5 protein-coding genes are annotated in these 7,767 nt (G+C 58.6%); all 5 read left to right on the forward strand.

The window, feature by feature from the left end:
* Positions 1-91: 91 nt before the first annotated feature.
* The 5 genes from BA066_05885 to BA066_05905 all read left to right on the forward strand — a co-directional run bounded on the left by BA066_05885 (position 92) and on the right by BA066_05905 (position 7,669).
* Entirely contained in the window at positions 92-1,168 is a 1,077-nt protein-coding gene (locus BA066_05885) for a hypothetical protein (GenBank protein ID RDD53158.1), read from the forward strand.
* 10 nt (positions 1,169-1,178) lie between these two features.
* Positions 1,179-2,057 (forward strand): protoheme IX farnesyltransferase, encoded by an 879-nt coding sequence (gene cyoE / locus BA066_05890; protein ID RDD53159.1) that lies wholly within the window; start codon positions 1,179-1,181, stop codon positions 2,055-2,057.
* A 135-nt stretch (positions 2,058-2,192) separates the two neighbouring features.
* Positions 2,193-5,711 (forward strand): hypothetical protein, encoded by a 3,519-nt coding sequence (locus BA066_05895; protein RDD53160.1) that lies wholly within the window; start codon positions 2,193-2,195, stop codon positions 5,709-5,711.
* A 206-nt stretch (positions 5,712-5,917) separates the two neighbouring features.
* Complete coding sequence (locus tag BA066_05900; protein ID RDD53161.1) at positions 5,918-7,120, forward strand: cysteine desulfurase; 1,203 nt, start codon at positions 5,918-5,920, stop codon at positions 7,118-7,120.
* A 57-nt stretch (positions 7,121-7,177) separates the two neighbouring features.
* The gene (locus BA066_05905) at positions 7,178-7,669 is read left to right on the forward strand and encodes an iron-sulfur cluster assembly scaffold protein (GenBank protein ID RDD53162.1); all 492 of its coding nucleotides are present in this window, start codon (positions 7,178-7,180) and stop codon (positions 7,667-7,669) included.
* Positions 7,670-7,767: the final 98 nt, after the last annotated feature.

Raw genomic sequence — 7,767 nt, forward strand, 5'->3', positions numbered from 1 at the left:
ATGAGCAGCAGTATTATCGCAGCTCTCCCCTTCCAAGGCATCCGGGGGATCAGCTGTAAAACTTTTTAAGCGCGGCGCCCCCGGGACGCCGATGAGGGAAAGCTTGCTTCTGCTGGTGATACTCCTCCCGATCCTCCCGGCACAGGCCGGATCCCATGGGGGGCCTAGCGTCGCCATAGTTAGCAATGAGGCAGACAAGCCAACTGCTCTCTTCATAGGAGGTCTTCTAAGTGAGTCCAATGTTCCATTCGATATTATTGGCCCGAAGGACTTCGCTAAGGCCCTGGAGAGGTACGAAGTCATAATAATACTAGGTGGACCGAGGGCCTACGATGGGATCGGCGAGATAGCCGCCAACTACATACCCCCGGATAACGCCACTGCCCTGATCAACGAGCCCAGGACCTTCCTCATATCAGTTTATGAGGGAGGGAAGGAGATAATAGTCATAGCGGGTCACACGAGGAGGGAGACGAGCGAGGCAGTTCCCTACTTCTTCAAGGACCCCATAAGGGTCAGCAGGCTCTGGAGGTGGGCGGGCTATCCCGTTGACTTCAGGGATGGGAGCTACGCCGTCTACTACAGGGAGAGGTACCTTTACGACAACGAATCCATGAGCTTCTACCCAGTTCCCTGGGGAAGCGAGGTCATCAGGGCGACTAAGGTGAGCATAAACGGGACCGAGCTCTTCAACCTGACCTACAGGTCAACCTACCTCTACCTAGGGGTGAACTACACCTCCGTGAATTACTACCTCGTCGATGAGCTCTGGAGACCGAGGAGCTGCTCCTTCGTCGACATGATGGACGGCAGGGTCTCGAGGAGGATCGATGAGTGCCCCTCCACTTATTCTAGCACCCTTGGAGGGGCCACCGTTTACCTCACCTTCAAGATGGAGAGCCAGGGGAACAGGACGCACTTCGAGATCTCGGGGAAAAGTGTGAGCAGATCCATCTCCTACCGGATAGGAGACAGGCAGTTGAGGGCAGTCCTCATCCTGAAGTACGCGATGAGGTACCCGGGCTGGGAGGCCCTGGCCCCATTCGAGCTCCTCTACGTGAACCCATCCGTCCCCTTCGGTGGGAGGGTGGTAGAGGTGAGCAACAGGTTCATGAACGGTGAGGTCGTCACGGAAACTGTCACCAAGCTCTACCAGTACAGGCCATGAGGGTGGGAGCATGCAGGTGACCTCGCTTAAGCTGAGGCTCTCCGATCTCCTCTGCCTGACGAAGCCGAAGCAGACCTTCCTTCTCCTCCTGACGTCCGTTTTCACCTACCTGGGCGCCGGGGGAACTAGAGCTGATGCACTGATAATGCTCACCGCATGCATGCTGCTCTCAATATCCGGCACCACCTCGATAAACATGGCCCTGGATGCGGACATAGATGCGATGATGGATAGGACGAGGAACAGGCCAGTTCCTGCAGGCAGGATATCGAAGTGGGAAGCTCTTCTCTTTGGAACACTCCTCTTCTCCGTGGGACTTGCCCTTTCCTCCCTGATAAACCTCTGGGTGGCCTTCTCCACTGCCCTGGGCATGGTCTTCGACATAGCGGTCTACACGCTCTGGACGAAGAGGAGGACCCCCCTCTCCATAGTCCTCGGCGGCGTCGCTGGGGCCGCTCCCTCCCTGGCAGGCTGGGCGGCCGCGAGGGGGGAGCTTGAGGCGCAGGCCATTCTCATAGCGCTCATGACGATCCTCTGGATACCCTCCCACATATGGTACATCTCCATACACTACTTGGAGGACTACGCGAGCGCCCGCGTGCCCATGGCGCCGGTCGTATGGGGAGTTGAGAGGACATCAAGGCTCATAGTCGCATCAAACATCATCCTGCTCTCCACTCAGATAATCCTCTTCATCATAGGACCATTCGGCCCTGTCTTCCTCCTTCTCTCGGTCCCAATAACGCTGAGGTTCCTCTATCACTCGATCAGGTATGCTAGGAGACCTGAGAGGGGGGAGGCGAGGAGGATGTACAAGGTGGCCAGCCCCGTCGAGGGGATCATCTTCCTGGGGATAGCCCTTGATGGGCTGATTAGATCACTCCTGTGACCTCGGTGGCATGCCCCTCGCCCCGGGAATTCAAGTGCTGAGGCCCCCGAGCCCGGAGCGGCCAGCCGCCATCTTGAGGGCTAACCTGAGGGGCCCAGCTAACCTTTTAAATTTCCCGGGGAAAGCTGCTTCCCAATGGAAGCGCGACTGAGGGATCTCATCACTCCCCTACTGATCTGCCTGGCGCTCCTGATAGCTCTCAGCTTCCCCCTGGACCTCGGGCTCTACGAGGTTCCCCTCCTGGCAGTTCCCCTCCTAGCCCTGCTCCTCCTCGGCACCGAGCCCGAGGTGAGGATGAGGCGCCCCGCGATCGAGCTCGGCCTGGCCCTCCTCCCACCGATCCTCCTGGCCCTATGCCTGATCTCCCCACCACCATACAGCCCTCTCATCCTCATCCCCTTCCTCTCATGCATCTTCATCCCCCTCGCTCCCTTCTCATCCAGGGACCCCTGGGAATCCCTCGGCTTCTCCTTCTCGCTCAGTGGAGCGATGCTCGCCTTCCTGATGCTCCTCCACAGGACCTTCCCCCTCCAGCCGCTTTGGATCATCGCCCCGGTTTCGCTCGTCGTGAGCGCTACCTCCGTCTACCTGACCCTGAGGGGGAGGAGTCTCTGGAAGGATCTAGAGCCGAAGCTAGATGGATACATCGCTCTTATCCTGCTGCTGGCTTTCTTCTTCCTCCTGGAGCTCGCTCTGGCCTACCCTAACATATTCAGGTTAACGACGAACGACATACTATACCACCAGGACAGGGCTTGGGAGCTCGCTGAAAGACCCAGCGGATATGATGCATGGAACTACCTTGGGTTCCACTCCCTGCTGGGCTCCGTTTACCTTATCACCGGGGCTGACTCCTTCAGCGCAATCCTCACGGTCATCCCAATGAACCTGATAGCCTTCCTCCTCGTGGCCTCCTCATTCTCCAAGCTGAGGTGGAGGGGGGAGGCCCTGTTCATCTGGAGCCTCTTCACTAGCCTGGGCTTCCTCGCCGCGATTAGGTACGGCACGGATTACAACGGCCTGGACAAGGCCAATGAGTACTCCTACAGGTCCCTGATATGGAGCCATCCGATCTTCTTCTGGGGGCTCCCATTGACGCTCGCCATAGGGCTGCTGGCCTTCTCGCTCTACTCCGATCTATACGTCGAGGGCAGGCGGAAGATCATCTACATATTCTCATCAACCCTATTCGCCTTCCTGGTTCACGTTGCCGAGGCCCTCGTGTTCGCTGCATACCTTGCGGTTGCATCGCTCCTCCTGGGCGGGAGGAGGAGCTCATCCCTCGCGGTCACGCTCACCGGGTTGATCCTCTACTCGCTATACCTCACGCCAGGGGTTTACAGGGGGACGGCCGCCTCCAGCTCCCTCTACCTCCTGCTAGCTGGCCTCCTCTCACTGGCGCTCAACGAGGCTAGGGAGAGGTACCTCGGGGGAGCTCATGAGAGGCTAATCGCATTCCTCTCTGGTAGGCGCGATGCCCTCATCTCGATCCTCCTGGCCCTCTACGCATCCGGCCTGATTGTCTGGCAGCTCCACCTGGGAGAGGTGAAGGTTAGCGATATTTTCTACCTGGGCCACGTTCCTTGGTTCTTCTACCCGAACCTCATAGGAATCTCCGGTTTGCTGGCTATAATCTCGCTCAGGTTCAAGCTGGATCGTTGGATGCAGAGCTACGCCCTCTTCGCGCTCACCAGCCTCCTGACGGGCAGGCTGGTCACCTACCTCAGGGTATCTGGGTTCAGCTTCCCCTACTGGGAGTACAGGTTCCCCCTCTACGCGGCCTTGGGCATCGCTGCCCTGGCATCCCCCCTCCTCAGGAGGATGCTGGACCTCTCAAGGGGCTCAAGGCTTTGGGCATTCCTGCTGGCCCTCCTCGTGGTCACTGGTTTCTCATCGACGGCCCTGAGCGTTCAGAGGTGGAACCAGCTGAACAAGACGGCCTCAGGCTCCATACTACCGGCTGATTTCGATTTCGCCGTTAAGGAGAGCCTGAGAGGTCTCGATCGTCCGGTGCTGACCCTCTCATACTACTCATCCACGGTGGCATCGCTCATGCACGCCAGTAGCATGAGGCAGCTCTCCCCCTGGATCTCGGAGGGACCGGAGGTTCCCCTGATCACGCTAAGAAGCATAGCAGATGATGATATTGCTGTCCTCACGACCCTGGGTGATGTCGCACTTCTCAATGGGGAGAACGCCACCTACAACTACCTCTTCATGTTCCTGGGGCCAATCCTGAGCGCGCCTTCCGTTGAGACGATAGAGCTCTCCGAGCCCCCCTCACCGAATGCCAGCGCATCCCTCATCCTCCCGGCCGACACCTACCTGAGGAGGAGGAGCCTCATAGCCTACGAGCTCATCAGGAGGGGGCTCCCTCCGCACTCCATATACCTTAGCGACGACCCGGGGGCACCGGCTGGGGTGTGCATAGGTCCAAGCTCGGCCAATCAGACCATCCGAGAGGAGATACCGAGTGACAAGGGGGATCTCAGGTGGCTCTACCTGAAGGGGGATTTCTCCAGGGCTGAGAATGGATTGAGGGTCAGGGGTGAGAGGAACCTGGCCGTCACGACGTACGAGCTTGACAGGGGTTCCTTCAGAATTAGGGTTTGCGGGGATCTGACGGGATACGTCGGCATAATATACGATTTCCGGAACTTCAGGAACTACAGGCTGCTCCAGGTCTATCTGGATAGGGGAGTGGCCGTAAACAGGATCGTGAGGGATGGGAACGTCTCATCAGGTGCATATATTCCCGTCCCGCTCAGCTGGGAGTGCAACGAGATCGAGCTCAGGCTGGGCGATCGCCTGGAGGCGTCCATCAACGGGAGGGTCCTCGAGCTCCCCCGGGTTGAGAGGCTAGGGGTACTGGGATTCGAGACCGGGAACTTCACCGGGGTCGTGAGCGGTGAGGCCTCGGGGAGCCACAGCCTCGTCTGGAACGAGGGAGCCTGCTCCCTCCTGATAAGCGTAACAGGAGGAGGGGACGTTGATCTAGCCGACTGGGTCGATAGGGGATTGAGGAACTTGAGCGAAGCAAAGAGAGCTTTTCCTGGGATCAAGATCAATCTGAGCGGTCCTAAGCAACCTGCTCCGAGGATAGAGGCAGTCATAACCGACATAAAGGCCTCCGGGGAGGTGAGGGTCCACGGAAGGCCCGTCTGGATGATCAGGGATGGGAGGATGATCTACATGAACATGACTGAGCTGGAGCTCAGGGCGGAGGGGCTCGAGTACGTGAGGGGAGAGGGATTCTACGCCGACCTGAGGCTCAGGGGCTTGGCTGGGATGAACGCGTCAGAAGCAATCGTGAGGTTCAGGACACCGGTGAGGATAGAGGCGAGCGGTGACGTGAGGCTGGAGAAGTATCAAGCCTTCAGTAGGAGCGTGGGAGAGGCTTTCAACGTTAGGACCAGGGAGGCCAACCTCACGATAATGGCCGCGGATAGGGCTATCCTTCTCAGCGAGCTGGAAGCCCCGAGGGAGGACCTGTCGAGGGAGAGATCCCTTCTGAAGATGTTCGATGAGACCGAATATCTGCCAGAGGCCCTTGCATGCTTCTTCCCGCTAACCATAGCCTTCCACTATGTCATGAAGCCCAGGAGGATCAGGGAGAATCTCAGGAGGCGCAGGGGGTTGAAGATGACCCGCTGATCCTTTATGAAGCTCCAGCGAATGGCTCCTATGGGACTGATCCTGCTCCGCTGCCGTGGATGCTGCGCCCATCACGACTGCCGTCATGGGCGAGGCCTTTCATGGTTGGGCTCGGCCGGATCACTGACTCCACTCAGATCCCGGGGTGACCGATCGACATGGATAACTAAGGTTATTAGCCCCCACGCGCGGGTTCCGGGGTGGGTATGAGCGTAAGGGATCTCCTCAGGGTTCATGGGAAACCGTCAAGAGAGGTTTATCTCGACAACGAGAACTCTGGATGGGTTCCAAGGGAAGTCGTGGAAGCCATGCTTCCCTATTTCAATGTGATGGGCTACGGGCATCCCTCGATAACGAACAAGCCGGGTTGGGAGGCCTTCGAGGTCCTCGAGGAGACATCCGAGCTCGTGGCCGAGACACTGAGGGGGGACAAGGAGGACGTCAACTTCGTTCACAGCGGGACGGAGGCCAACAACCTGGCCATACTCGGCTCGGCCAGGGCCGGTAGGGGAAGGGGGAGGAAGATAATAGTGTCGGATGTGGAGCACTACAGCGTGCTCCTGCCAGCCCTCTCTTTGGAGGAGGCCGGGTTCAAGGTCGTCAGGGCCCCGGTTGACGGGGAGGGATTCGTCATGACGGAAGTCCTCTCCGAGCTCGTGGACAGGGACACCTTCCTGGTGAGCATCCAGTCGGTGAACCATGAGATAGGGACCGTTCAGAGGATCAAGGAGCTCGTTGAGGTCGTGAAGGACAGGAACCCGGATGCCATATTTCACACGGACGCTTGCGATGCCTACGCCAGGATCCCGATCGATCTGAGCGAGTTGGATGTGGACATGGTGACCCTGAGCTCCCACAAGATACTGGGCCCGAAGGGGGCAGCCGTCCTCTACGTTAGGGATGATGTGGACGTTCAGCCCATCCTCAGGGGAGCTCTGAGCAGTCAGACCCTCTGGCCAGGGGTGGAGAACATCCCGGCGATAGCAGGATTCAAGAGGGCGATCGAGCTAGCCTTCAATGATTTCGAGGGAAATGTTAGGAAGATGGCATCCCTGAGGGACTTCCTGATGGAATCGATACTGGGCGACATCCCCGAATGCATGCTCAACGGCCCATCAGGTGAGGAGAGGGCCCCGGATAACGTCAACGTGAGCTTCCTGAGGGTGGAGGGGGAGGCTCTCACTGTTGAGCTGAGCATGAGGGGCGTCTACGTGTCAAGCGGAAGCGCCTGCACCAGCAGGATACTGGAGCCGAGCCACGTCATGCTCGCCATAGGGAGGAGGCACGAGGAGGCCCATGGCAGCCTGCTCTTCAAGTTAACAAGGTATCATGAGCTGGAGGATATGAAGTACGTGAGCGAGCAGGTGAAGGAGGCTGTGGAGAGGCTCAGGTCCATCAGCCCGCTTTGAGGCCCGACCCGAGCGAAAGGTTATATCCTTGATAACAATAGTTAATGAGGTGATGTCATGAGCACGAGGGTGCCGCTTCCCTACACGCCGAAGGTGCTCGAGCTATTCAAGAACCCGAGGAATCTGGGGAGGATCGAGGACGCTGATGCGTTCGCTCAGGCAGGGAGTCCGGCCTGCGGAGATGTGATAAGCATATACCTGAGGATAGTTGATGGTGTCATAGAGGATGCGAGGTTCGAGAGCTATGGGTGCGCCGCGAACATAGCTGCCGCGAGCGTCCTGACAGATATGGTGAGGGGGAAGACCCTCAGGGAGGCATGGGGCATAGATTGGCAGATGGTGGCCGACGAGCTTGGCGGCCTGCCCCCCGTGAAGAGGCACTGCAGCATACTGGCCGTAGGCGCTCTCAGGAGGGCTATAAGGAGATACTACGGGGAGAACCGCCCCGACTGGCTCCCCGAAGGCCTCACCGCCGTCGAGAAGCAGGCTCTGGAGGAAGAGGAGATGATAGAAAGGTTATACGGGAAGGTGCCAAGGGCTGAGAGGTGATGGCATGAACTACAGGATAGTCTCCGAGGTGAACATGGCCAGGAGGTCGGAGGGCTGCACTGAGTCGCCAGTGGCCACCTTCCTGAGGCTCGCCAGGG

The sequence above is a fragment of the Candidatus Korarchaeota archaeon NZ13-K genome, from assembly GCA_003344655.1.
In the GTDB taxonomy this organism is placed as follows: domain Archaea; phylum Korarchaeota; class Korarchaeia; order Korarchaeales; family Korarchaeaceae; genus Korarchaeum.

Bases quoted from the DNA above. Each gene is read 5' to 3' on its own strand.
- BA066_05885 (RDD53158.1), top strand. From the start codon at position 92: ATGAGGGAAAGCTTGCTTCTGCTGGTGATACTCCTCCCGATCCTCCCG.
- cyoE (RDD53159.1), top strand. From the start codon at position 1,179: ATGCAGGTGACCTCGCTTAAGCTGAGGCTCTCCGATCTCCTCTGCCTG.
- BA066_05895 (RDD53160.1), top strand. From the start codon at position 2,193: ATGGAAGCGCGACTGAGGGATCTCATCACTCCCCTACTGATCTGCCTG.
- BA066_05900 (RDD53161.1), top strand. From the start codon at position 5,918: ATGAGCGTAAGGGATCTCCTCAGGGTTCATGGGAAACCGTCAAGAGAG.
- BA066_05905 (RDD53162.1), top strand. From the start codon at position 7,178: ATGAGCACGAGGGTGCCGCTTCCCTACACGCCGAAGGTGCTCGAGCTA.